A 2,229-nucleotide genomic window follows, 5' to 3' on the forward strand; every position below is an offset into this window, starting at 1 on the left:
TACCCAACAGCCCAGTTAGATAGAAACCAACCTGTCTCACAACGGTCTGAACCCAGCTCACGTTCCCTTTTAACGGGCGAACAACCCTATTCCTGGTGCCTTGTGCAACACCAAACGAGGAAGAGCCGACATCGAGGAAGCAAGCCGTGCGGTCGATGTGTTCATCGCCTACCGTTGCAGCTCTACAATCAGAAGCTGAGAAGTACACAGCATTGATCGGCTTTCGGGTTTAAAGGACTTCTGAGTTCAGCCAATTTTTAAATCATCGACTTGCGTCTATTAAAAATGTGAGGATGATAGAAGACCTTTAAATGGTTGTGAAACCGTTTACTGCAGCTGTGCACTGGTGGAGGTAATTTGAATTATAAGTTTAGAATTCCTTAGCGATAGGGAACTCTAACGCACGACAACTCTGTTACCCCTGAGGTAACTTTTCTGTCACCACCCGCGTCTACTAAGGACAATCGGATGGATCGCTAGGCCCTACTTTCGTAACAGCGAACGCTATTGGTACGTTCACGGTAAAGCCAGCTTATGCCCTTGCACTCTACGGAGGATTTCTGTCCCTCCTGAGCTGACCTTTGGGCACCTCTGTTTTCTTATCGGAGGTTTGCCGCCCCAGCAAAACTACCCACCACCAGGTGTCCCCGTCGCAACGGGTAAGTCCATTCAACGACCATAGTCAGTGTTCCATGGTCGCATCCCCAAGGCCCGGAGACCTTGGTTCGACGCTCCTGACTACGCTCTGTATGGTCGCCAAATGAACAGCTGGAAGCTGTAGTAAAGCTCTCAGGGTCTTCTCTTCCCAACTGGGCTATCCGGTCTGTTCGCCGGATCGCAGGTTCACTGGATTCTAGGCAGGGACAGTGGGAACCTCGTTGGTCCCTTCATGGACGTCGGTAATTATCCGACAAGGCATTTGCCTACCTTAAGAGAGTCATGGTTACTCCCGCTGTTAACCCGAGCTTAGCCCCCTTGTACGGGGATTTGACTTACGGGCACTGAGCAGGATACACAAACTATACACAGGCTTTCGCCCTAGCAGTTTGCTATGTTTTTGTTAAACAGTCGGGTTCCCTTTGTTAGTGACACCTTCGGCCGCTTGTGACAGCTAAAGGCAATGGTTATCCCGTAGTTACCCATCTATTTTGCCGAATTCCCTTGCCTAGATTACTCCAAGAGGTCTTAGCCTTCTAAGCCTAAGGACACCCGTGTCGGTTTTTGGTACGATCGCGTGCTACAACGACAGATCATTTTCATGGGGTTTTGGAAATCGATGGTAGCGAATTAATATATTCCGCCTATTCGTGATTTCATCCGAGTCTCAGTGCAACACTACTCGTCGGACATATACACTTAACTTAGCTATGGAAACTAAGACCACCTATCCACAACCGTCTGATCTGTCGATATCGTTGCCGACTTCACACGCGGTACAGGAATATTAAACCTGTTTCCCTTTTGAAAGAGCCATACTAAGGTCTTTCTTAGGATCGACTGACCCTGGACTGATGGACATTGTCCAGGAACCCTAGCCTTTTCGACCTATGGGGTTCTCACCCATATATCTGCCTACTACTACCAGGATCTGCACTTCAACGAGGTCCACAGGTCATTTCCAACCTGCTTCTACCCTCGCCAAACGCCGGTATACCGGATCACCGTTCTAAACGGTGCCCTTGGGTATCGGGAGTTGATTTTAGCCCCGTCCATTTTCAGAGCCGTACCGCTCGATGAGTAAGCTGTTACGCTTTTGTTAGTGGATTGCTGCTTCTAAGCCTACCACCTCATTGTCTTAGCGATACGACGTCCTTCGCTTTTTACACTTAATCAACATTTAGGGCCCTTAACCCAAGTCTAGCTTATTCGCTTCTCGGTTGCCACCCTTACGGCGACACACCCAACTGCGGCAGTCTACGTAGAACCGTCATTCGGAGTTAGATGGTGCGGCGAGGATTTCACTCCCCATTCCGACACTGTCTGTACTCTACCAACGGTTCATACTCGTGCCACGCTGGACTGCGGCTCCACTTCTACCGGAATGTGCTATCAGGCGCTTCGATTGGCCTTTAACCACTATACGCAGCTCAGAGGAATGAGTTGTATATCAATACCCCTTCAACCCTCCACCGCAGTTTCCCACGGCTTCAGTTTGGCCACGCATAGATCAACGCCTTTCGCATCTTATCCGAGTGATTTCACGCGCTTTCACACGTCGTCCCTTGCAAA

Annotated in this window: 1 rRNA gene; it reads right to left on the bottom strand. The window is 49.6% G+C overall.

Annotated elements, in window-relative coordinates:
* Window positions 1-1,876 (bottom strand): 23S ribosomal RNA (locus tag D6694_11680); the annotation flags it as partial.
* Between the last annotated feature and the right edge of the window lie 353 nt (window positions 1,877-2,229).

Source organism: Gammaproteobacteria bacterium, from assembly GCA_003696665.1.
Taxonomy (GTDB): domain Bacteria; phylum Pseudomonadota; class Gammaproteobacteria; order Enterobacterales.